Source organism: Geodermatophilus sp. Leaf369 (assembly GCF_001424455.1).
Lineage (GTDB): Bacteria > Actinomycetota > Actinomycetes > Mycobacteriales > Geodermatophilaceae > Klenkia.
Map to the genome: position 1 here is coordinate 221,793 of NZ_LMQA01000003.1, position 20,989 is coordinate 242,781.

At 73.7% G+C, this 20,989-nt stretch carries 21 protein-coding genes; 3 read left to right on the forward strand and 18 right to left on the reverse strand.

Annotated features, from left to right (window positions below; translation table 11 throughout):
* Positions 1–26 precede the first annotated feature (26 nt).
* The 9 genes from ASG36_RS15410 to ASG36_RS15450 all read right to left on the reverse strand — a co-directional run bounded on the left by ASG36_RS15410 (position 27) and on the right by ASG36_RS15450 (position 6,920).
* Positions 27–845 carry a F0F1 ATP synthase subunit delta gene (locus ASG36_RS15410; RefSeq protein WP_055765740.1) on the reverse strand — a complete coding sequence of 273 codons (819 nt, stop codon included), beginning with the start codon at positions 843–845 and terminating at the stop codon, positions 27–29.
* Complete coding sequence (locus tag ASG36_RS15415; protein WP_055765743.1) at positions 845–1,432, reverse strand: F0F1 ATP synthase subunit B; 588 nt, start codon at positions 1,430–1,432, stop codon at positions 845–847. Before ASG36_RS15415 ends, ASG36_RS15410 begins: the two co-directional genes overlap by 1 nt.
* 37 nt (positions 1,433–1,469) lie before the next feature.
* On the reverse strand, positions 1,470–1,697 hold the full coding sequence (gene atpE / locus ASG36_RS15420; RefSeq protein WP_055765746.1) for an ATP synthase F0 subunit C: 228 nt from the start codon (positions 1,695–1,697) through the stop codon (positions 1,470–1,472).
* A gap of 118 nt (positions 1,698–1,815) precedes the next feature.
* Positions 1,816–2,643, reverse strand: coding sequence for a F0F1 ATP synthase subunit A (gene atpB, locus ASG36_RS15425; RefSeq protein WP_055765749.1), 828 nt, complete (start codon positions 2,641–2,643; stop codon positions 1,816–1,818).
* Positions 2,640–3,017: an AtpZ/AtpI family protein gene (locus ASG36_RS15430; protein WP_082523207.1), complete on the reverse strand. Its 378-nt coding sequence runs from the start codon at positions 3,015–3,017 to the stop codon at positions 2,640–2,642. The genes atpB and ASG36_RS15430 overlap by 4 nt, the downstream gene beginning before the upstream one ends.
* Before the next feature lie 14 nt (positions 3,018–3,031).
* The gene (locus ASG36_RS15435) at positions 3,032–3,571 is read right to left on the reverse strand and encodes a hypothetical protein (protein ID WP_235495069.1); all 540 of its coding nucleotides are present in this window, start codon (positions 3,569–3,571) and stop codon (positions 3,032–3,034) included.
* Positions 3,568–4,839, reverse strand: a complete 1,272-nt coding sequence (locus ASG36_RS15440) for a glycosyltransferase family 4 protein (protein WP_055765755.1) — start codon at positions 4,837–4,839, stop codon at positions 3,568–3,570. The genes ASG36_RS15435 and ASG36_RS15440 overlap by 4 nt, the downstream gene beginning before the upstream one ends.
* Before the next feature lie 78 nt (positions 4,840–4,917).
* The gene (glyA, locus tag ASG36_RS15445) at positions 4,918–6,201 is read right to left on the reverse strand and encodes a serine hydroxymethyltransferase (RefSeq protein WP_055765758.1); all 1,284 of its coding nucleotides are present in this window, start codon (positions 6,199–6,201) and stop codon (positions 4,918–4,920) included.
* Between the two features lie 77 nt (positions 6,202–6,278).
* On the reverse strand, positions 6,279–6,920 hold the full coding sequence (locus ASG36_RS15450; RefSeq protein ID WP_055765760.1) for an L-threonylcarbamoyladenylate synthase: 642 nt from the start codon (positions 6,918–6,920) through the stop codon (positions 6,279–6,281).
* Between the two features lie 34 nt (positions 6,921–6,954).
* Here ASG36_RS15450 and ASG36_RS15455 point away from each other — a divergent pair, with 34 nt between their 5' ends.
* Positions 6,955–7,716 carry an endo alpha-1,4 polygalactosaminidase gene (locus ASG36_RS15455; RefSeq protein ID WP_055765762.1) on the forward strand — a complete coding sequence of 254 codons (762 nt, stop codon included), beginning with the start codon at positions 6,955–6,957 and terminating at the stop codon, positions 7,714–7,716.
* Here the strand turns inward: ASG36_RS15455 and prmC are convergent.
* The 9 genes from prmC to argS all read right to left on the reverse strand — a co-directional run bounded on the left by prmC (position 7,713) and on the right by argS (position 19,165).
* The gene (gene prmC, locus ASG36_RS15460; protein ID WP_055765765.1) at positions 7,713–8,567 is read right to left on the reverse strand and encodes a peptide chain release factor N(5)-glutamine methyltransferase; all 855 of its coding nucleotides are present in this window, start codon (positions 8,565–8,567) and stop codon (positions 7,713–7,715) included. The genes ASG36_RS15455 and prmC overlap by 4 nt on opposite strands.
* Positions 8,564–9,634 (reverse strand): peptide chain release factor 1, encoded by a 1,071-nt coding sequence (prfA, locus tag ASG36_RS15465; RefSeq protein ID WP_157498845.1) that lies wholly within the window; start codon positions 9,632–9,634, stop codon positions 8,564–8,566. The genes prmC and prfA overlap by 4 nt, the downstream gene beginning before the upstream one ends.
* Positions 9,635–9,724: 90 nt before the next feature.
* Positions 9,725–9,949: a 50S ribosomal protein L31 gene (rpmE, locus tag ASG36_RS15470; RefSeq protein ID WP_055765767.1), complete on the reverse strand. Its 225-nt coding sequence runs from the start codon at positions 9,947–9,949 to the stop codon at positions 9,725–9,727.
* A 123-nt stretch (positions 9,950–10,072) separates the two neighbouring features.
* Positions 10,073–12,481, reverse strand: coding sequence for a transcription termination factor Rho (gene rho / locus ASG36_RS15475; RefSeq protein ID WP_055765770.1), 2,409 nt, complete (start codon positions 12,479–12,481; stop codon positions 10,073–10,075).
* Positions 12,482–12,734: 253 nt separating this feature from the next.
* Positions 12,735–13,658, reverse strand: a complete 924-nt coding sequence (gene thrB, locus ASG36_RS15480; protein WP_055765773.1) for a homoserine kinase — start codon at positions 13,656–13,658, stop codon at positions 12,735–12,737.
* Positions 13,655–14,716, reverse strand: a complete 1,062-nt coding sequence (gene thrC, locus ASG36_RS15485) for a threonine synthase (protein WP_055765776.1) — start codon at positions 14,714–14,716, stop codon at positions 13,655–13,657. The genes thrB and thrC overlap by 4 nt, the downstream gene beginning before the upstream one ends.
* Positions 14,713–16,029 (reverse strand): homoserine dehydrogenase, encoded by a 1,317-nt coding sequence (locus ASG36_RS15490; RefSeq protein ID WP_055765779.1) that lies wholly within the window; start codon positions 16,027–16,029, stop codon positions 14,713–14,715. Before ASG36_RS15490 ends, thrC begins: the two co-directional genes overlap by 4 nt.
* On the reverse strand, positions 16,026–17,507 hold the full coding sequence (gene lysA, locus ASG36_RS15495; protein WP_055765782.1) for a diaminopimelate decarboxylase: 1,482 nt from the start codon (positions 17,505–17,507) through the stop codon (positions 16,026–16,028). Before lysA ends, ASG36_RS15490 begins: the two co-directional genes overlap by 4 nt.
* Positions 17,504–19,165, reverse strand: coding sequence for an arginine--tRNA ligase (gene argS, locus ASG36_RS15500; RefSeq protein WP_055765784.1), 1,662 nt, complete (start codon positions 19,163–19,165; stop codon positions 17,504–17,506). The genes lysA and argS overlap by 4 nt, the downstream gene beginning before the upstream one ends.
* A 214-nt stretch (positions 19,166–19,379) precedes the next feature.
* Between argS and ASG36_RS15505 the strand changes: the two genes are divergently transcribed.
* Both ASG36_RS15505 and ASG36_RS15510 read left to right on the forward strand, forming a co-directional pair.
* Positions 19,380–20,249, forward strand: coding sequence for a DUF3105 domain-containing protein (locus ASG36_RS15505; RefSeq protein WP_082523209.1), 870 nt, complete (start codon positions 19,380–19,382; stop codon positions 20,247–20,249).
* A complete protein-coding gene (locus tag ASG36_RS15510; protein WP_235495073.1) occupies positions 20,246–20,938 on the forward strand; it encodes a DUF305 domain-containing protein in 693 nt (230 codons plus the stop codon). The genes ASG36_RS15505 and ASG36_RS15510 overlap by 4 nt, the downstream gene beginning before the upstream one ends.
* Positions 20,939–20,989: the final 51 nt, after the last annotated feature.

Genomic DNA, 20,989 nt, shown 5'->3' on the forward strand with positions numbered 1-20,989 from the left:
CGGGTGCTTGCCGGGTGGCGCGGTGGTCAGCCGGCGAAACGCCGGCCGGCCGCCTCCAGCCGGTGGCTGATGCTGCCGTCCACGACCTCGTCGCCGACCCGGATGACCAGGCCCCCGACGATGGCGGGGTCGACCTGCACCTGCAGGCCGATGGTGCGCCCGTAGGTCCGCTCCAGGATGCCCGTCAGTCGCTCACGCTGGGCGTCGGTCAGCTCGACCGCGCTGGTCACGTGGGCGACGGACTGACCCCGGCGCGCCGATGCCGCGACCGAGATCCGCTCGACGGCGTTCGCTGCGTTGTGCACGTGCGAGCTGGTGAGCGAGTTCCGCACCAGCTTCTCGGTGACCGGGGAGACCCGGCCGGTGAGCAGCCGGTCCAGCAGTGCCGTCTTCCCCTCACGGGAGGCGCTGCGGTCACCCAGCACGCGGGCCAGGGCGTCGTCCCCGTCGATGATCCGGCTGAAGCGGAACAGCTCGTCCTCGACGGTGTCGAGCTCCCCACGGGACTCCGCGGCGTCCAGCGCCGTGTCGGTCGCGAGGGTCTCGACGGCCTCGACCAGGTCCAGCGGGCGCGACCAGCGCTGCCGGGCCACCGTCTCGACGACGTCGACGGCGGCGGCCGACAGCTGGGAGGAGAGCAGCCGGTTGGCCAGCCCCGCCCGGTCGTCGGGCCGCACCGAGGCGTCGGCCAGGGCCCGCCGGAGCGAGACCTGACCCTCGAGCAGGTGCGCGACGGAGAACAGCTCGTCGGCCAGGGACAGTCGCCCCTGGCCGTCGGCGGTCCCGACCCGTTCGGCCAGGCGCTCACGCGAGTGCGTCAGCGCCTCCCGGCTCGAGGCGTGCATCAGCGGTTGCCCTCGGGGGCGTAGACCGTGCTGCCACCGGTGGGTGCCTGCGACGACGTGCTGGCGGACATGCCGTCCAGCTCGTCGAGGAAGCGGTCCACGGTGCCGCGGCGGCGGGCGTCGTCCTCGAGGGACTCCCCCACCACGCGACCGGCGAGCGAGACGGCCATGGAGCCGATCTGCCCACGCAGCTCGTTCACGACCTGCTGGCGGGAGGCAGCGAGCTGCTCCTCGCCGCGGGCGGTGATCCGGGCGGACTCCTCCTGGGCCTGGGTGCGCAGCTCCTCGAGGATCTGCTGCCCCTCGGCGCGGGCGGCGTCACGGATCTGCGCGGCCTCGGTGCGGGCCTCGGCCAGCTGCGCGCGGTACTGCTCGAGCGCGGCCTTCGCCTCGGCCTGAGCGGCCTCGGCGCGCTCCATGCCGCCCTCGATCGCGTTGCGGCGGTCGTTGTAGGCCTTGTCGATCACGGGGAAGACGAACTTCACCACCACGAACGCGAGGATCGCGAAGGTCAGCAGGCCGACGATGATCTCGCCGACCGGCGGCAGCAGCGGGTTCGGTTCCCCTTCAACAGCCAGGATGAGCACGGACGTCACCTCCTACGGGTCTCGCTGGTCGGCAGGATCAGGAGCCGAAGATGAAGGGGACGACCAGGCCGATGAGCGCGAGCGCCTCGGAGAGGGCGGCACCCAGGAAGGCGTAGGTACGGGTGAGGCCGGCCGACTCGGGCTGGCGGGCGGTGGCCTGGATGTAGGCCGCCCAGACGATGCCGACACCGATGCCGGGGCCGATCGCGGCGAGACCGTAGCCGACCGAACCGATGCTGCCGGTCAGCTCTGCGAGAACGTCCATTGCGGGGTGTTCCTCCTGTGTCGGTCACCCGGGGTCCCGGGTGGCTGGCGGGGTGGTGCGTGGTGCTGTGGGACGTGGTGCGGTGGTGCGTTCTGGGCCGCGCCGGGCGCGGGGGACCTCAGTGGTGCGGCTCGACGGCCCCGTTGAGGTAGGTGGCGGTGAGGACGGTGAAGACGTAGGCCTGCAGCACGATGACCAGGACCTCGAAGAACGTCATCGCCAGCGCCATGAGGAACGAGAACGGCGCGAAGATGATCGAGAAGTTCCCGACCTGGAGCAGGTAGACCGTGCCCAGGGAGAACACGACCAGCAGCATGTGCCCGGCGAAGAGGTTGGCGAAGAGTCGCACCGCGAGCGTGAAGGGCCGGATGACGAGCGTAGAGAGCAGCTCGATCGGGGTCACCAGGATCAGCGCCCCGACGGGCACTCCCGGGGGGACGGCGATGCCCTTGAAGTACGGGCCGACGCCCTGCTCCCGGATCCCGACGGCGTTGTAGAGGATCCAGACGAGGACCGCGAGCACCAGCGGGATCGCGAACTTGCTCATCGGCGAGATCTGGAAGAACGGGATGATGCTCATCGCGTTGTTCGCCAGGATGAAGAAGAACAGCGCGCCCAGGAACGGTGCGAACGTCCGGCCCTTGGGCCCGATCACGTCACGGGCGATGCCGTCGCGGACCAGCCCGTAGCCGCTCTCCATCAGCCACTGCGCCTTGCGCGGGACGATGGTGGGCTTGCGGGTGGCCAGCACCATGAAGGCGAGGATCGCGGCGGTGGCGATCCACATGATCACCGTGATGCGGGTGATGGAGAAGTCGAGGCCGAAGACCGAGAACTCGAACAGCGATGGCGGGTAGAACTCGGCGATGCTCGGGGCGACGAAGCCGCCGCCGGGGTCGCTCTCGACCGCGAGCACGCTGGAGAGCGCGTGGGCGCTGGAGGTCACCGTTGTCCCTTCTGCGTCCTGGGCCGGCTCCGACGGCCGCCCGGGGTCCTGCGGTACGTGCTGTAGCTCGAGGAGCTGATCTTGCTGTAGCTGGTCGAGCTGATCGTGGTCGGCTGGTCGGTGGCCCCGCCGTACTTGACGGCCACCAGGTAGATCGCGACCGCGAGGCCGACGATCCCGCCGACGACGATGAACACGCGGGTGTCCAACCAGCGGTCGACCAGCCAGCCGGCTGCACCCCACACGATCAGCCCGGACAGGAGCGTCCCGGTGATCCCCCAGCCGAGGTCGGAGCCACTGGGACGCGGTTCCTGGTCGGCAGGTCGAGCGGTGCGAGGTCGGCGGCCACCGTCACGCGTGGAGGCGCTGTCCATCGGTTCGGACACTATCAGCCGTCCTGACGCTGCTCGGCCGGGTGTTCTACGTCGTGTGGCTGAACGCCGGCTGTGTGCACCCCACCGACCTGCTGGGCCGGGGGCGCCGGTGGGGTCGTGTAGTAGAGCTGCCGGGTCCACACCCAACGGGCCTGCACGCCGCTCCACAACAGTGCGCCGGCGATGACCGTCCACGCGGCCGCGACCCGGTCCGGCCACCCGTCGGCGGGCAGTGCCTGGAGCAGGGCGAAGAAGCCGATCACCTTGACGAAGAAGGCACCCATCGCGGCGGGCAGCGTGAACGAGTCGTCGATCTTGCCGGCCCAGGCAATGGCGAAGCCGGACAGGCAGAAGAACGCCGTGACGATCGCCGCGCCCAGCACCACCCCCAGCGCCTCGGCCCACCCGGCCAGCAGCCCCACGACCGGGACGGCCACGACGGTGGCGGCCAGCGTGACCAGCGTGCCCACCCGCAGGAAGGACAGGTCCCAAGGGCCGGCGGCGCTGCGCGGGCCCGAGGGCACCCCGGGTCGGCGGGCGGCGGGCTGGGTCATCGGGGGGCTCCGGTCGGGTCGGGGGTGCGGGCGGGAGCAGGGGCGGGGACGGCGGGCAGGCCGCCCCGGCGCACCGACACGGTCTCGCGTCGGCGTCGTCGTCCCCAGGGCCGGCGTCGTGCGGTGCGGGCGGCCCGGCTCTCCGAGGCGGCCACCGAGGCCGCCGTCCGATCGGCCCGGCGGGCCCGCGGGCTGAGCACCACGACCACCCCGACCACGAGCAGCGCGGAGACGACCACGAGCACCTCGACGGTGCCCCCGGTGATGGACAGCGCGATGACGCCGAAGCTGAGCAGCGCGGCCCAGAAGTACATGATCAGCACCGCTCGCCGGTGCGAGTGGCCGATGGTGAGCAGCCGGTGGTGCAGGTGCATCTTGTCCGGGCTGAACGGCGACTGGCCCTTGCGGGTGCGCCGGACGACGGCCAGCACCAGGTCGGTGAAGGGGATGAAGAGCACCGCGAGCGGGACGAGCAGCGGCAGGGCCAGCGGGAGCACGCTGGCCGCGGAGTCGAAGCTCTGGGTGTCCACCCGCCCGGTCGCCGACACCGCGGCGGCCGAGAGCATCAGGCCGACCAGCATCGACCCGGAGTCGCCCATGAAGATGCGGGCCGGGGAGAAGTTGTGCGGCAGGAAGCCCAGGCAGGCTCCGGCGAGCACGGCGGTGATCAGCGCGGGGGCCGAGGCGGTGTCGTCGTAGCCGACGAGGCCCAGGTTGTAGCTGTAGGCGAACAGGGCCAGCGCCGAGATCGCCGAGACCCCGGCGGCGAGGCCGTCGAGGCCGTCGATGAAGTTCAGCGCGTTGACCACCAGCACCGTGACCAGGATGGTCAGCGGCACCCCGACGTCCCCCAGCGACAGCGTGCCGATGTTGGCGAAGGGCAGGAAGACGAAGAGGAACTGCACCCCGAGCAGCACCATGACCCCGGCGCAGGCGATCTGGCCGGTCAGCTTGGTGAGCGCGTCGATGCCGAACCGGTCGTCCAGCACCCCCAGCAGGCAGATCAGCCCGCCGGCGACGAGCACCGCGTAGGTCTGGGAGTCCTCGAAGGTGCGCTGCAGGGCCGGCAGCCGGCTGGCGACCAGCACAGCGGCCGCGACGCCGAGGTACATCGCCACCCCTCCCCCGCGCGGGGTGGGGATGACGTGCACGTCCCGGTCGCGCACGGCGGCCACGACCTTCAGCCGCACCGCGAGCATGCGGACGACCGGCGTGGTCAGGAAGGTGACCAGCGCTGCCACGAGGCAGACGACGACGTACTCGCGCACCGGTGCTCGGGCTCCTCGCGGTCGGACGTCGGGTGGGCGGTCACGTCCGGGCCGCGGGGGGCGGCCCGGACGCCGGGGTCAGCGGACGGGCTCGGGGTAGGCCGGGTGCGCGGTGACGAGCTCGTGGACGCGGCCGGCGACCTCGGCGGTGCGCGAGCCGTCGGTGTCGCGGATCGCGACGCCGATCAGCGAGGCGATCTCCTTCATGTCCGACTCGGCCATGCCCTGGGTGGTCACCGCGGGGCTGCCGACCCGGATGCCGGAGGCGATCGAGGCCGGCTGGGGGTCGAAGGGGATGGCGTTCTTGTTCAGCACGATGCCGGCGGCGTCGCAACGCGCCTCGGCCTCGGCGCCGGTGACCCCGGTGGACTGCAGGTCCAGCAGCGCCAGGTGCGTGTCGGTGCCCCCGGCGACCGGGCGCAGGCCCTCGGCGGTCAGGCCCTCGGCGAGCGCCTGGGCGTTGGCGATGACCTGGCGGGTGTAGGCCTGGTACTCGGGCGTCAGGCACTCCTTGAGGTTCACCGCCTTTGCGGCGACGGCGTGCATGAGCGGCCCGCCCTGCATCATCGGGAACGCGGCCTTGTCGATGGCCTTGGCGTGCTCGGCCTTGCAGACGATCGCGCCGCCGCGGGGCCCGCGCAGCACCTTGTGCGTGGTGAAGGTGACGACGTCGGCGTGGGGCACCGGTGAAGGGATCGCCTTGCCGGCGACCAGGCCGATGAAGTGCGCGGCGTCGACCATGAAGACCGCGCCCACCTCGTCGGCGATCTCCCGGAACGCGGCGAAGTCGATCAGCCGCGGGATGGCCGAGCCACCAGCGATGATCAGCTTGGGCCGGTGCTCGCGGGCCAGGTCGCGGACCTGGTCGTAGTCGATGTGCTCGGTCGTCGGGTCCACGCCGTACTGCACGGCGTTGAACCACTTGCCCGAGAAGGACACCTTGGTGCCGTGGGTGAGGTGCCCGCCCATCGGCAGTGCCATGCCGAGCATCGTGTCGCCGGGCTTGAGGAACGCGCCGTAGGCGGCCAGGTTGGCGCTGGCCCCGGAGTGCGGCTGCAGGTTGACGTGCTCGGCCCCGAAGAGCTCCTTGCCGCGCTCGATGCCGATGGACTCGGCCCGGTCCACGACCTCGCAGCCGCCGTAGTACCGCTTGCCCGGGTAGCCCTCGGCGTACTTGTTGCTCAGCGTGCTGCCCAGCGCGGCGAGCACCGCGGGGCTGGTGAAGTTCTCACTGGCGATCAGCTGCAGACCGCTGCGGAGGCGGTCGAGCTCGTCGGTGACGACGCCGGCGATGTCGGGGTCGAAGGACGCCAGGGCGTCGAAGTCCGGACCCCAGTAGGGGGTGTCGGCGAGGGTGCTCATCGCGGCTGCGCTCCAGAGGGAGGGGGCGCCGCGTGCCCGGGGACGGGCACGCGGAGGTCACCCCACGGTATCGCCCTTCAGTCGGTGACCGAGGGCACGACCTCGCGGAGGCGGTCGGGGTCGATGGCGCCGACGCGGAGGACGCGCGGGTGGTCGCCGGTGCAGTCGACGATGGTGCTGGCGGCCGAGGAGTCGCGGGGGCCGCCGTCGAGGACCACGGCCACGTGCTCGCCGAGCTGGTACTCCGCCTGCTCGGCCGTGGTCGCGGCCGGGCGGCCGGAGCGGTTGGCACTGGAGACCGCGAGCGGGCCCGTGCGGCGCAGCAGGTCGCGGGTCAGGTCGTCGTCGGGCAGCCGGACGGCGACGGTGCCCTCGGCCTCGCCGAGGTCCCAGGACAGCGTCGGGGTGTGCTCCAGGACCAGGGTGAGCCCGCCGGGCCAGAACGCCTCGGCCAGCCGGTGCGCCATCGGGGGCACGACGGTGACCAGGCCGGCCAGTGTCGAGGCCTCCCCGATCAGCACCGGCACCGGCATGTTCCGGCCCCGGTTCTTGGCCGCGAGCAGCTTGCCCACCGCCTCGGGGGTGAAGGCGTCGGCGGCCACCCCGTAGACGGTGTCGGTGGGCAGGAGCACCAGGTCACCGCGGGAGAGCGCGCCGGCCGCGGCCGTGAGGCCCGCGGTGCGCTGCTCGTCGTCGGTGCAGTCGTAGACGTCGGCCACGGTTGCCCAGTCTCCCCCACCTAGAGTCCCGGCCGTGCGCGGGTTCCTGCTGGTGGCGGTGCTGCTGCTGGGCGCCTGCGGCTCCCCCGCGGCCGACCGGCCGTCGATGGGCACCCGGGTGGACTACCAGCTGGGCGGCGCGTACGAGCCGGCCGACGACGTCACCGGCGTCGTCCGCGACCGCACCGACTCCCCCGCCCCCGGCCTGTGGTCCTCCTGCTACGTCAACGCCTTCCAGACCCAGCCGGGCGAGTCGGCCTTCCCCGAGGACGTGCTGCTGCACGACGCGGCCGGTGATCGCGTCGAGGACCCCGACTGGCCGGGTGAGTTCCTGCTCGACATCGGCACCCCGGAGCAGCGGCAGCGGGTGCTCGACGTCGTCGGCCCGTGGTTCGACGGCTGCGCCGCGGACGGCTTCGACGCCGTCGAGCCGGACAACCTGGACAGCTGGACCCGCTCGGAGGGCCTGCTGGACGCCGACGACGCGGTGGCGATGGCCCAGCTCCTGGTGGACCGCGCCCACGACGCCGGGCTGACCATCGCGCAGAAGAACACCGCCGAGCTGCTGGACGCCGACCTCGGCTTCGACCTCGCCGTCACCGAGCAGTGCCAGGAGTTCGACGAGTGCGACGCCTTCACCGACGTCTACGGCGCCGACGTCATCGAGGTCGAGTACACCGACGACGCCTTCGCCGCGGCGTGTGCGGCCCGGGGCGGGGAGATCGCCGTCCAGCGGCGCGACCTCGACGTCAGCACCCCGGACTCCCCGGACCACGTCTCGCGCTTCTGCGACTAGCCCCGACCCAGTCGTGCCGTCGTGTACCGCGGCCGGCCCGCGAGGTCGGGGTGGTCGACGACGTCGGCCCACGGGCCGTGCGCCCGGACCAGCGCCGGCAGGGAGTCGCCCTGCAGGTCGGCGTGCTCGATCGCGAGCAGCCCGCCGGGGCGCAGCAGCCGGGCGGCGGTGCGCAGCAGGCCCCGGACGACGTCCAGCCCGTTGGGGCCACCCCACAGGGCCAGCGGCGGGTCGTGCTCGGCCACCTCGCGGGGCAGCCCGGCGCCCTCGGGCACGTAGGGCGGGTTGGAGACCACGACGTCGACAGCACCCTCGAGCTCGGTGAGCAGCCCGGGGTCGGTCATGTCCCCCGCGGTGACGGTGACCGGGGTGTCCCCCGCGGCGGCGCGGGTGGCGGCGTTGGCCCGGGTCCAGACGATCGCGTCGGGGTCCCGCTCGACCGCGGTGACCCGGGCGCCGGGGTGCTCGTGCGCCACCGACAACGCGATCGCCCCGGAGCCGGTGCCCAGGTCGACCACGACCGGCACCTCGACGCCGGCGACCTGCTCCAGCACCCAGCCGGCGATCTGCTCGGTCTCCGGGCGGGGCACGAACACCCCGGGGCCGACGGCGAGCTCGACGTGCCGGAAGGCCGCGGTCCCGGTCAGGTGCTGCAGCGGCACCCGGTCGGCGCGCTGGTCGACCAGGGCCAGGAAGCGGGCGGGGTCGGCGACGTCGTCGGCGGTGATCAGCCGGGCCCGGGAGACGCCGAGCGCGTGGGCGAGCAGCAGCTCGGCGTCCACCCGCGGGGACTCGACCCCGGCGGCGGCCAGTCGTGCGGTGGCCTGCCGGAGGAGCTCGCGCGGGCTCAGCTGCCGGCCTCGAGCAGCTCGGCGGTGTGCGCGGTGACCAGGGCGTCGAGCACGGGGTCCAGCTCGCCGTCGAGCACGGCGTCGAGGTTGTGCGCCTTGAAGCCCACCCGGTGGTCGGAGATCCGGTTCTCCGGGTAGTTGTAGGTGCGCACCCGCTCGCTGCGGTCCACGGTGCGCACCTGGCTGCGCCGGGCGTCGCTGGCGGTCGCCGCGGCCTCCTCGCGGGCGGCGACCAGCAGCCGGGAGCGCAGCACCCGCAGCGCGGACTCCCGGTTCTGCAGCTGGCTCTTCTCGTTCTGCGAGCTGACCACGGTCCCGGTGGGCAGGTGGGTGATCCGGACGGCGGAGTCGGTGGTGTTCACGCTCTGCCCGCCCGGGCCCGACGAGCGGAAGACGTCGATCCGCAGGTCGTTCGGGTCGACGGTGACGTCGACCTCCTCGGCCTCGGGCAGCACCAGCACGCCCACGGCGGAGGTGTGGATGCGGCCCTGGCTCTCGGTCACCGGCACCCGCTGCACCCGGTGCACGCCGGCCTCGAACTTCAGCCGGGACCAGATGCCCTCGTCGGTGCGCGACTTCACCGCGACCGCGACGTCCTTGTACCCACCGAGCTCGGCGTCGACGGCGTCGAGGACCTCGGTGGCCCAGCCGCGCCGCTCGGCGTACCGCAGGTACATCCGCAGCAGGTCCCCGACGAACAGCGCGGACTCCGCGCCGCCCTCCCCGGCCTTGATCTCGAGGATGACGTCCTTCTCGTCGTCGGGGTCCTTGGGCAGCAGCAGCTCGCGCAGCCGCGCCTCCAGGCCCCCGATCTGTCCCTCGAGCTCCACGGCCTCGGCGGCGAAGGCCCTGTCCTCGTCGGCCAGCTCGCGCGCGGCGGTCAGGTCCTCGCGGGCGGCCTCGAGGGCGCGGGAGGTCTCCACCAGCGGGGCCAGCGAGGCGTACCGGCGGGCCAGCCGGCGGGCGCGGGACTGGTCGGCGTGCACGGCGGGGTCGGCCAGCTCCAGCTCGAGGGAGGCGTGCTCGGCGAGCAGGTCGGCGAGGCCGCCGTCCGGTGTGCCGCTCACGTGCGTCTCCTCATCGGTGGTGGTCTCCGGACACGACGACGGCGCCCGCTCCTCCCCCCGTGGGGGGCGGTGCGGGCGCCGTCGGTGGTGCTACTTGCTGGCTGCGGTCTCGCGCTTGCCGAACCGCTTCTCGAAGCGGGCCACGCGGCCACCGGTGTCCAGCACGCGCTGCTTGCCCGTGTAGAAGGGGTGGCAGGCCGAGCACATCTCGACCGACAGCGTGCCGCCGGCGATGGTGCTGCGGGTGGTGAAGGTGTTGCCGCAACCGCACGTGACAGCAGTCTCGTGGTAGTCGGGGTGGATGTCGGGCTTCATGTCCCTGGCCCTCTCTCTGTGGTCTGGCGGGCCGAGGTCAGTCGGCCTGTGCATGGGGTGAACGTCGTCAGCGGGCGGGGTTGTTCCACGCGCGCCGGGGCTCGGTCGGTCAGTCTCCCACAGTCAGGAGTTGCGACCGCCCTGGGGCTGGTCCTCGCGCAGGGTCGTCTTCTGGACCTGCATGAGGAACTCGATGTTGTTGCGGGTCTTCTTCAGCTGACCCAGCAGCAGCTCGAGGGCCTGCTGCGGCTCCAGCGCCGCGAGCACCCGGCGGAGCTTGATGACGATGGCCAGCTCGTCCGGGCTCATCAGCAGCTCCTCCTTGCGGGTGCTGGAGGCGTTGACGTCGACGGCGGGGAAGACCCGCTTGTCGGCCAGCCGGCGGTCGAGCTTGATCTCGGCGTTCCCGGTGCCCTTGAACTCCTCGAAGATGACCGTGTCCATCGTGGACCCGGTCTCCACCAGCGCCGAGGCGATGATGGTGAGCGAGCCGCCGTTCTCGATGTTGCGGGCGGCGCCGAGGAAGCGCTTGGGCGGGTACAGCGCCGTGGAGTCCACGCCACCGGAGAGGATGCGCCCGCTGGCGGGGGCCGCCAGGTTGTAGGCGCGGCCCAGCCGGGTGATCGAGTCGAGCAGCACGACGACGTCGTGGCCCATCTCGACCAGCCGCTTGGCCCGCTCGATGGAGAGCTCGGCGACCGTGGTGTGGTCGGTGGCCGGCCGGTCGAAGGTCGAGGCGATGACCTCGCCCTTCACCGAGCGCTGCATGTCGGTGACCTCTTCGGGCCGCTCGTCGACGAGGACGACCATGAGGTGGCACTCGGGGTTGTTCGTGGTGATCGCGTTGGCGATCGCCTGCAGCACCATGGTCTTGCCCGCCTTGGGCGGGGACACGATGAGCGCCCGCTGGCCCTTGCCGATGGGCATGACCAGGTCGATGACCCGGGTGGTGAGGGTCGTGGAGTCGGTCTCCATCCGCAGGCGCTCCTGCGGGTAGAGCGGCACCAGCTTCTGGAACTCCGGCCGGGTCTTGGCCTGGTCGGGGTCCAGCCCGTTGACCGAGTCCAGCCGCACGAGGGCGTTGTACTTGTCCTTGCGCTCGCCCTCGCGGGGCTGGCGGACGGCGCCGGTGATCGCGTCGCCGCGGCGCAGGCCGTAGCGGCGGACCTGGGACAGCGACACGTAGACGTCGTTGGGCCCGGTCAGGTATCCCGAGGTGCGGACGAACGCGTAGTTGTCCAGCACGTCGAGGATGCCGGCCACCGGCAGCAGGACGTCGTCCTCGGCGACCGCGGGCTCGCCCTGCTCGTAGCGCTCACGCCCACCCTGGCCGGTGGTGGCGGTGCCCCGCCGGTTGCGGTCGCGGTAGCGACGGCCCCGACGACGGCCGTTGCCGTCGAACTCGTCGTCGTCGTCGTCCTGCGCGGGGCCGGCGTCCCGGTCGGTGCGACCGGCGGGCCGGTCGTTCCGGTCGGTGCGACCGCGGTTGCCGTCGGGCCCGGAGCCGTTGCCGTTCTGCCGGTCGGTGCGGTCCTGGCGGTCCTGCCGGTCGCCCCGGTCCTGCCGGTCGCCCCGGTCCTGCCGGTCGCCCCGGTCCTGCCGGTCGCCCCGGTCCTCACGGGCCGGGCGCTCGTCCCGGTCGTCGCGGGCGGTGTCGCGCGGGGTGCGACCCCGCTGGCCGCGGTCGGCACCCTGGTCGTCCTGGGTGTCGCGCTCCCGGTCGCCGCGGTCGCGGTTCCGGTTGCGGGCGCCGCGCTCGGGGCGGTCGCCGTCCTGGGCGTCCCGACCGTCCTGGGACCGGCCGTCCTGCGACGGGCCGCCGTCCTGGTCCTGCTGGGCGCGCTCGGTGCGGCTGCGGTCCCGGCTGCGCGGGGGACGCTCGTCCTCACGGGGCTGCTCGGTGCGGGGCTGCTCGCTGCGGGGCTGCTCGGGGCGCTCGTCCTCGCGGGCGGGCTCGTCCCGGACCTGGCTGCGGGTGCGGCTGCGTCGTCCGCGGCCCTCCTCGGCCGGAGCAGCGTCCTGCTGCGCCGCGGCCGGCTCGGCGGCCTCGTCGGACGCCTGGACGGGCGCCTCCACGGGCGCACGGTCGCCGAGCACGGCGGCACCCGGGTGGGTGTCGGCCGGCGCAGGCGCCTCGACGTCCGGAGCGCCGGCCGGGCGGCTGGCCCCCCGGCGGCGGCGGGTCGGCGGGGCGGCCTCGGCGCGCGGCGGGGTCGCCACGGGCGCCTCGGCCGGCGTCTCGACGGTGGTCTCGGCGACCGGCTCGGCGACGGGGGCGTCCGCGACGGGAGCCGCGGCGGGGGCCGGGCTGCCGACCTGGCGCGCCTCGATGGCGCTCACCAGGTCGCCCTTGCGCATCCGGCCGGTGCCGGCGATGCCCAGTTCAGCGGCCAGGCGCTGCAGCTCCGGCAGGAGCATGCCCGACAGGCCGGTGCCGCGGCGGCGCTTGCCGGCGGCGGCCTCGGCGCCGGAGCCGGCGGACCCGGTGGGGTCGGCGGCGCCATCGGCGACGAGGGAGGTGGTCTCGCTCACGTACAGGTCCTTCCCTGCGGTGACCTGCGCCTACTGGCGCAGGGGGTGACCGGTGGTCCTCTCGGGTTCGCCACGACGTGGTCGTGGCGGGACCGAGGAGGGGTTCAGGTCTTCGGGGAGCGAGACGAAGGACGGCAGTCGCGCGTCGTCGACGTCTCGCGATCAGGCTCGCCCGAGGGCGGCTGCACGACGAGCCTAGACACCGGCCGACGCAACTCGCGACATCGGCTGTCCCCGATGCCTCCTCAGGCGGTCATGACGGTACAGCACGGTCTTCGTACCGGACCCGCGCTCCGGACGCCTCGACCGCCAGGTCCAGCACCTCCCAGCCGGCCGGCACGACGGTGCGGACCAGGGCGGCGTCCTCCGGTCCGGCATCGAGCACGAGCACGCTCGGCCCGGCCCCGGAGACCACGGCCGCGTGCCCGGCGTCGCGCAGGTCGGCGACCAGCGCAGCGGTGTCGGGCATGGCCGAGGCGCGGGGACCCTGGTGCAGGCGGTCCCCGGTCGCCTCCAGCAGGAACTGCGGTGCAGCCGTCAGGGCGTGCACCAGCAGCGCGGCCCGCCCGGCGTTGTACGCGGCGTCCTCGTGCGGGACCACCGACGGCAGCAGACCGCGGGCCACGTGGGTGGACAGCGTCCTCGTCGGCACGCACACCAGCGGGGTGACCTGGGCGTGGACCGGGAGCGACACCGCCCGCGGGCCCTCGTCACCGGACCAGGACAGCGTCAGCCCCCCGAGCAGGCAGGCGGCCACGTTGTCGGGGTGGCCCTCGATCGCGTCGGCGAGCGCGAGCACGCGGTCGTCGTCGACGCCGGTGACGGCCGGGCACAACGCCCAGGCCGCCAGGATGCCGGCGACGACGGCAGCCGCGGAGGAGCCGAGCCCCCGGCCCTGCGGGATGCCGTTGCGGGCGTGCAGGCGCAAGCCGGTCGGGAGCCAGCCCAGGTCGACGCACGCCGCGCGGAAGGCCCGCACGACCAGGTGGGACTCGTCGGTGGGCAGCTCGCCGGCACCGACGCCCTCGACGACGACCTCGAGGCCGTCGGCGACGGAGACCTCCAGCTCGTCGAAGAGGGCCAGGGCGAGGCCGGCGCTGTCGAAGGCCGGACCGAGGTTGGCGCTGGTGGCCGGGACCCGGATGCGGACCGTCCCACCGTTCACGGCGGCGCTCACAGGCCCAGCTGTGCGGCCGCGGCCTGCGCGTCGACCGGGATCGTCACCGGGGCCGGGGCCCCGGAGATGGCCCACTCCGGGTCCTTGAGCCCGTTGCCGGTCACCGTGCAGACGACCCGCTGGCCGGGCTCGAGCTCACCGGCAGCCGCCACCTGCAGCAGCCCGGCGACCGAGGCGGCCGAGGCGGGCTCCACGAAGACGGCCTCGGTGCGGGCCAGCAGCCGGTAGGCGGCCAGGATCGCCCGGTCGGTGACGGCGTCGATGCGGCCGCCGGAGTCGTCACGCGCGGTGAGCGCCTTGGCCCAGGAGGCCGGGTTGCCGATCCGGATCGCGGTGGCGATCGTGCTCGGGTTCTCCACGACCGCGCCGTTGACGATGGGGGCGGAACCGGCGGCCTGGAAGCCCCACATCCGGGGCCGCTTCGTGGCCGGGCCGTCGTCGCAGTACTCCCGGTAGCCCTGCCAGTAGGCGGTGATGTTGCCGGCGTTGCCGACGGGCAGGCAGTGGATGTCCGGGGCGTCGCCGAGCACGTCGACGATCTCGAACGAGGCGGTCTTCTGCCCCTCGATCCGGTACTGGTTGACGCTGTTGACCAGGCTGACCGGGTAGTCGATCGCGAGCTTGGAGGCCAGCGCCAGGCAGTCGTCGAAGTTGCCGGTGACCTGCAGCAGCTTGGCCCCGTGCACCAGGGCCTGGGCCAGCTTGCCGGTGGCGATCTTCCCCTGCGGCACGAGGACGGCGCAGACCAGACCGGCGCGGGCGGCGTAGGCCGCGGCACTGGCCGAGGTGTTGCCGGTGGAGGCGCAGATGACGGCCTGCGCGCCCTCCTCGACGGCCTTGGTGATGGCCATCGTCATGCCGCGGTCCTTGAACGAACCGGTGGGGTTCGCGCCCTCGACCTTGAGGTAGACGTCGCACCCGGTGCGGCGGGACAGCTCGGGGGCCGGCACCAGCGGGGTGGCGCCCTCCTGCAGCGTCACCACCGGGGTGCTGGCGGTGACCGGCAGGCGGTCCCGGTAGGCCTCGATGAGCCCGGGCCAGAACGGTGACGCGGTCATGACAGTCCCTCCACGCGCAGCACGCTGGTCACGGCCCGGACGGCCGGCATCTCGCGCAGCCGGGAGATGGTGGCAGACAGCGCCGCGTCCGGGGCGCGGTGGGTGACGATCACCAGGGTGGCGGCCTCGCCGGCGCCGTCCTGGCGGACGGTGGAGATGCTCACGCCCTGCGCGGCGAACTCCTGCGCGACGGTGGCCAGCACACCCGGCTTGTCGGCCACGTCGAGGCTGACGTGGTACCGGGTGGGGGTGTCGGCCATCGGCGCGACCGGCAGGCCCGCGTAGGCGGTGGTGCCCGGCCCGGCGACGCCGGCGACCCGGTTGCGGGCCACCGCGACCAGGTCACCGAGCACGGCCGACGCCGTGGGCTCTCCCCCGGCGCCCTGGCCGTAGAACATCAGCTGTCCGGCGGCCTCGGCCTCGACGAAGACCGCGTTGAACGCACCGCCGACCGAGGCCAGCGGGTGCGAGGTGGGGATCATCGCCGGGTGCACGCGGACCGCGATCGCGTCGCCGTCGGCGCCGGAGACCTTCTCGCAGATCGCCAGCAGCTTCACCGTGCAGCCGATCTCGGTGGCCCGGGCGACGTCGGTGGAGGACACCGCGGAGATGCCCTCGCGGTAGACGTCGGCGGCGGTGACCGGCGAGTGGAAGGCCAGCGACGCCAGGATCGCCGCCTTCGCGGCGGCGTCGAAGCCGTCCACGTCGGCGGTCGGGTCGGCCTCGGCGTAACCCAGCTCGGTGGCCTCGGCCAGCGCCTCGGCGAACCCGGCACCGGTCTCGGCCATCCGGGACAGGATGTAGTTCGTCGTCCCGTTGACGATGCCGACCACCCGGGTCAGCTGGTCCCCGGCGAGGGACTCGCGCAGCGGGCGCAGCAGCGGGATGGCCCCGGCGACGGCGGCCTCGTAGTAGAGGTCCACCCCGGCCTCGGCGGCCGCGGCGTGCAGCGCGACGCCGTCGTCGGCCAGCAGCGCCTTGTTCGCGCTCACCACCGACTTGCCGGCGTCGAACGCGGCCAGCATGAGCGAGCGGGCCGGCTCGATCCCGCCGATCACCTCGACCACGAGGTCGACGTCGGGTGAGGTGACCAGCGCGTGCGCGTCGGTGGTCAGCAGCCCGGCGGGCACCTCGGGGTGCCGGTCGGGCCGGCGGACGGCGACCCCGGCCACCTGCACCGGCCGGCCCACCCGGGCGGTGATGTCGTCGGCCTGGTCGGCGAGCAGCCGCAGCACGGCGGACCCGACCGTGCCGCAGCCGAGCAGGGCGACCCGCAGCGGGGCGCCGTTCGGGGCTGGCGAGGGTGCGGTCACGAGGGGCTCCCGACGGCGGGCTGCGAGGGTGCGACAGCAGGGGCGGGGACGTCGGCGAGGACGGCGTCGAGGGCGAACACGTCCGACAGTGTCTGCCGTCGGACGATCTCGGCCGACACCCCGTCCCGCACGGCGACCACCGGCGGCTTGAGCAGGTAGTTGTAGTTCGAGGCCATCGACCAGCAGTAGGCCCCGGTGGCGGCGACGGCGAGCAGGTCACCGGCGACCACGTCCGAGGGCAGCCACAGGTCCCTGACCAGCACGTCCCCGCTCTCGCAGTGCTTGCCGACGACGCGGCACAGCGCCGGCGGGGCGGTCGAGACGCGGTTGGCCAGCACGCAGGTGTAGTTGGCGTCGTACAGGGCGGTGCGGATGTTGTCGCTCATCCCGCCGTCCACCGAGACGTAGTTGCGCACCATCGGCGTCCCCGGGGACCCCGAGGCACCGAGCCGGACCGGCTTGATGGTGCCGATCTCGTAGAGGGTCACCGTGCCGGGTCCGGCGATGGCGCGGCCGGGCTCGACGGCCAGCCGCGGGACGGCGAGGCCGAGCTCGGCGCACTCCGCGGCGACGATCGAGCGGAGCTTGACCGCGACGTCCTCGGCGGCGACCGGGTCGTCGTCGGGCAGGTAGGCGATGCCGAACCCGCCACCGAGGTTGAGCTCGGGCAGCACCAGCCCGGTGGCGTCGCGGACGGCGCCCATCAGGCCGACCACCCGGTGCGCGGCCGCCTCGAAGCCGGCGGTGTCGAAGATCTGCGAGCCGATGTGGCTGTGCAGCCCGGCCAGCTGGAGCGCGGGCTCCCCCACCACCCGCACGGCGGCGGCGAGGGCGTCGCCGGTGGCCAGCGAGAAGCCGAACTTCTGGTCCTCGTGGGCGGTGGCGATGAACTCGTGGGTGTGCGCCTCGATGCCCACCGTCGAGCGGATGAGCACCGGCACCGGGGCGCCGCCGGCGGCGACCCGGGCGGCGGCCAGCGGCACCAGGCGGTCGATCTCGTCGAAGGAGTCCAGCACCACGTGGCCGATGCCAGCATCCACGGCCAGCGCCAGCTCCAGCACCGACTTGTTGTTGCCGTGCAGCGCGATCCGGCCCGCGGGGAAGCCCGCGGCCAGCGCGATCGACAGCTCGTTGCCGCTGCAGGCGTCCAGGTGCAGGCCGTCCTCGGCGACCCACCGGGCCACCTGCCCGCAGAGGAACGCCTTGGACGCGTAGTGCACGTCGGCGCCCTCGAACGCGGCGGCGAAGTCCGCGGCCCGGCCGCGGAAGTCGGCCTCGTCCAGGACGAACAGCGGGGTGCCGTGCTCCCGGGCCAGGTCGGTGACCGACCGGCCGGCCAGGTGCAGCTCGCCCTCGACCCGGGTCGCCCCGCGCGGCCAGACCTGCGCGTCGAGCTCGCCGAGGGAGGCCGGCGGTGCGCCGGCGGCCGAGGGCGGGGTGAGGTTGCCGTGCAGCGGACCTGCCGGGTGCGCCCTCACATCCGCTCCGGGGCGTGCACGCCGAGCACGGTCAGGCCGTTGCGCAGCACCGTGGCGGTCGCCGCGCACAGCCACAGGCGGGCGACGGTGGTCGGGGTGGACTCCTCGTCCCCGCGCGGGAGCACCCGGCACGAGTCGTAGAACCGGTGGTAGGTGCCGGCCAGCTCCTCCAGGTAGCGGGCCACCCGGTGCGGGGCGCGCAGCTCGGCCGCGGCGGTGACCACCCGGGGGAACTCGGCGATCGCGCGCAGCAGGTCGGTCTCCCGGGGGTGGGCCAGCGCGGTGGCGTCGACGTCGTCCGCGGTGCCCAGGGCGATGCCCAGGTCGGCAGCACCCCGCAGCAGCGAGGAGATCCGGGCGTGTGCGTACTGGACGTAGAAGACCGGGTTGTCGCTGGACTGCCGGCTCCAGAGGTCCAGGTCGAGGTCGATCTGCTGGTCGACCGAGGCCCGGGCCAGCGCGTAGCGGGCGGCGTCGGCGCCGACGGCCTCGGTGAGGTCGGCCAGGTTGATCACGGTGCCGGCCCGCTTGCTCATCTTCAGCGGCTGGCCGTCGCGGACCAGGTTCACCAGCTGACCCAGCAGGATCTCCAGGTTCTGCGCCGGGTCGTCGCCCAGCGCGGACACCAGCGCCTTGTAGCGGCCGACGTACCCGGCGTGGTCGGCGCCGAGCATGATCACGACCTTGTCGAAGCCCCGGTCCCGCTTGTCCTGGTAGTAGGCGCAGTCGGCGGCGAAGTAGGTGTAGTCGCCGTCGCTCTTGACCAGCGGCCGGTCCTTGTCGTCCCCGAAGTCGGTTGTCCGGAGCCAGGTGGCGCCGTCGGCCTCGTAGACGTGGCCGCGGGCACGCAGGGTGTCGATCGCCCGCTGCAGCGCCCCGCTCTCGTGCAGCGTGGCCTCGGAGAAGTAGGTGTCGAAGACGACGCCGAAGTCGGCCAGCGAGCTCTTGATCTCGGCGAACATCAGCTCGACCCCGCGCACCCGGAAGCGCTCCTGCTGCTCGGCCTCGGGGAGCTCGGCCACCCCGGGCTCGGCCGCGACCACGGCCGCGGCGATCTCGCCGATGTAGCTGCCGGCGTACCCGTCCTCGGGGGCGGGCTGCCCGTGCGCTGCGGCCATCAGGCTGCGGGCGAACCGGTCGATCTGGGAACCGGCGTCGTTGAAGTAGTACTCGCGGCTGACGTCGGCACCGGTGGCGGTGAGCAGCCGACCCAGCGCATCGCCGACCGCGGCCCACCGGGTGCCGCCGATGTGCACCGGGCCCGTCGGGTTGGCCGAGACGAACTCCAGGTTCACCTTGAGCCCGGCGAAGGCGTCGGTGCGCCCGTAGGCCGCACCGGCGGCGACGGCGTCGACCGCGATCTGCCCGAGCGCACCCTGGGTGAAGGTGATGTTGAGGAACCCGGGGCCGGCCACGTCGACCCGCGCCACGCCCGGCTGCTCCCGCAGGTCCGCGGCCAGCAGCTCGGCGACCTCCCGCGGCGGACGACCGGCGGCCTTGGCCAGCTTGAGGGCCACCGTGGTCGCGTAGTCGCCGTGCTCGGGGTTGCGTGGGCGCTCCACCACGACGTCGTCCGGGACGGGCACGGCCAGGGCGCCGCGCTCCACGGCCCCGGCCACGACGGAGCGGACGAGGGCGCTGAGCTGCTCGGGTGTCACCCGGTGATCCTAGAAGAGGGGAACGACCGCATTCCCCGCGCCGTTGAGGCACACAGGCCCCCGTGGGCGGTGTCACAGCACCCGGAGAGCACAGCTCCGCCACCTACACTCGCCCGCCGAGACGCCTGGGGAGCGTGCGCGACCGCGCGAACGCCCCGGGTGCACCCCGCGCGGGCGCACCACCCGAGTCAGACGAGCCGGAACTGGAGTGGCCTTGCCCGAGGACCCGAAGCCCGAGAACGCGAAGCCCGGGGCCCGCCCGGCGAACCGGACGCCCGGCAAGGGCGCCGGTGGCCGTGCGGCCACCCCGGCCGGCAAGGGCCTGGGCGGCTCGGCCGGCAAGGGCGGCGGCAAGGGCGCGTCGGCCAGCCGCACCGGCAAGGGCCGCACCCGGCCGGCCACCCAGGCCGCCGTCGCGAAGCCCAGGCCGTGGGGCCTCATCGCCGCCGCGGTCGCCGTCGTCGTCTTCGCCGGTGCGGTGATCGGCTACGCCGTCTACGCGGTGAACCGGGCCAACGCCGACCAGGTCACCGCGGCCGACCAGATCCAGGGTGTGCAGACCTTCGACTACGCCGCCGGCCAGCAGCACGTGTCCACCCCGGTGGACTACGAGCAGTCCCCGCCGGTCGGTGGGCCGCACGACGGCGAGTGGGCCGACTGCACCGGCACGGTCTACGACGTCGACATCCGGCACGAGAACGCCGTGCACGGCCTCGAGCACGGCGCCGTGTGGATCACCTACGACCCGGACACGATCAGCGACGACGACCTGTCCACGCTGACCGACCTGGTCGAGGGCAACTCGGGGATGATGCTGAGCCCCTACGCCGGGCTGACCTCCCCGATCAGCCTGCAGTCCTGGAACCACCAGCTGGCCGTGGACTCCGCCACCGACCCCCGGGTCGAGCAGTTCGTCGACTTCTTCGTGTTCGGCCAGGACGAGGACGGCGAGCCGCTGTACCCCGAGCCGGGCGCCAGCTGCGAGAACCCGCTGTTCGCCGAGACCCCCCTGGTCGTCGGGGACAGCAGCCGGTCCGGTGCCGCCGAGGTGCCCACCGACAGCGAGACGACGACCGCTCCGTGAGCACCGTGACGAGCGACCCGGAGACCACCCCCGACACCGACGGCGCCCCCGCCCGTGGGCCGGTCCGGTGGGTCAGCGGGTTGCTCGTCGCGGTGATCGCCGTGGCGGCGCTGCTGGCCGGCGTGGGGCTGGCGGTGGCCCTGGGCATCGGGCGCACCGACGACCCCACGGTCGGCTCGGTCGACGTCGGGTTCGCCCAGGACATGTCCCGCCACCACCTGCAGGCCGTGGAGATGGCCAACCTGGCCCCCGACCGCAGCACCGACCCCGAGGTCCGTCAGCTGGCCTTCGACATCTCGGCCACCCAGACCAACCAGGCCGGCCGCATGCAGGGCTGGCTGTCGCTGTGGGGAGCCCCGATCACCAACCGGGACACGATGACCTGGATGGGCGAGGGTGCGCACGACCACGCGATGGCCGAGGGCGACCTGATGCCCGGCATGGCCACCGAGGACGAGCTCGCCGAACTGCGGTCGCTGAGCGGCACCGCCTTCGACGTCCGGTTCCTGCAGCTGATGATCCGGCACCACCAGGGCGGGCTCGAGATGGCGACCGAGGGGGCCGACCGCGCCTCCGTCGGCGTCGTCCGCGGCCTGGCCCGGTCGATCGCGGAGACCCAGGCGGCGGAGTCCACGACGATGGCCCAGATGCTGGCCGCGCGGGGCGCCTCGCCCCTGCCCGCACCCTGAGCCCCCCGGTCGGGACACCGGTCCCCGGCTGCTAACGTCTGCACCGCTTCC

Excerpts from the sequence above, each read along its gene's own strand:
- ASG36_RS15410 (WP_055765740.1), bottom strand. The coding sequence starts at position 845 with ATGCACGCCTCGAGCCGGGAGGCGCTGACGCACTCGCGTGAGCGCCTG.
- atpE (WP_055765746.1), bottom strand. The coding sequence starts at position 1,697 with ATGGACGTTCTCGCAGAGCTGACCGGCAGCATCGGTTCGGTCGGCTAC.
- ASG36_RS15430 (WP_082523207.1), bottom strand. The coding sequence starts at position 3,017 with ATGGACAGCGCCTCCACGCGTGACGGTGGCCGCCGACCTCGCACCGCT.
- ASG36_RS15435 (WP_235495069.1), bottom strand. The coding sequence starts at position 3,571 with ATGACCCAGCCCGCCGCCCGCCGACCCGGGGTGCCCTCGGGCCCGCGC.
- glyA (WP_055765758.1), bottom strand. The coding sequence starts at position 6,201 with ATGAGCACCCTCGCCGACACCCCCTACTGGGGTCCGGACTTCGACGCC.
- rpmE (WP_055765767.1), bottom strand. The coding sequence starts at position 9,949 with ATGAAGCCCGACATCCACCCCGACTACCACGAGACTGCTGTCACGTGC.
- thrC (WP_055765776.1), bottom strand. The coding sequence starts at position 14,716 with ATGACCGCGTCACCGTTCTGGCCCGGGCTCATCGAGGCCTACCGGGAC.